This is a genomic window from Flavobacterium psychroterrae, from assembly GCF_018380615.1.
Lineage (GTDB): Bacteria > Bacteroidota > Bacteroidia > Flavobacteriales > Flavobacteriaceae > Flavobacterium > Flavobacterium psychroterrae.
Genome location: NZ_JAGYVZ010000080.1, coordinates 1 through 838, shown reverse-complemented (window position 1 = coordinate 838; position 838 = coordinate 1). Strand labels below are relative to the sequence as shown.

Annotated in this window: 1 protein-coding gene; it reads left to right on the top strand. The window is 44.9% G+C overall.

Annotated elements, in window-relative coordinates; translation table 11 throughout:
* A partial coding sequence (locus tag KHA90_RS25125) for a phosphopantetheine-binding protein (protein ID WP_213308282.1) occupies positions 1–838 on the top strand: 838 nt, incomplete at both ends.

The following is an 838-nucleotide window of genomic DNA, read 5'->3' as shown; positions in this document are numbered from 1 at the left end:
TACATCCTGAACAACACCTTACAGTTAGTTCCCGTAGGTGTAGTAGGGAAGCTGTATATCTCAGGAGCCGGACTGGCAAGAGGTTACCTAAACAAAGAAGAACTTACGGCAGAGAAATTTATTGAGAACCCCTTCTCAAAAGGTACTCTGATGTATGATACAGGGGATTTAGCGCGTTGGCAATCTGATGGCAATATCGAGTATATCGGCCGTAGTGACCATCAGGTTAAAATCAGGGGATTCCGTATAGAACTAGGAGAGATCGAGCATGCTATCCAGGGATTCTCCGATAGTTTTCAGGGAGTCGTGGTAGAAGCCAGAGAAGTAAACCAGGAGAAAGTACTTTTGGCCTATGTGAGCAGCAGTACAGATACTTACAAAGAAGCCTTACGGGCGTATCTACAGGAGCAGTTACCGGATTATATGGTACCTTCTTTTTACATTACCCTTGAGAAGCTTCCATTAAGCCCCAACGGAAAGATCGATCGTAAACAGCTTCCGGGTATCACGTCCGAAGATCTTGTAAGAAAAGCCTATGTAGCGCCAAAGAATATTCTCGAGCAGACTCTTTTGGAGATCTGGCAGGAAGTCCTTGGAGTGGAGGGAATAGGTACCACGGACAACTTCTTTGAACTTGGAGGACACAGTTTAATTGTTTCCCAGGTAATCAACCGCATGTACAGGCAAACGGGAAAAACAGTAAGTTTTAAAACGTTTTTCACCCATCCCACCATCGCCGGTGTGTCTGAGGTTCTTGAAGAAGATCAGCAGGGAGGAAGTTATGAACCAATAGCAAGAATACAAGAATCAGATTCTTATGCCCTTACTGCCTCACAGC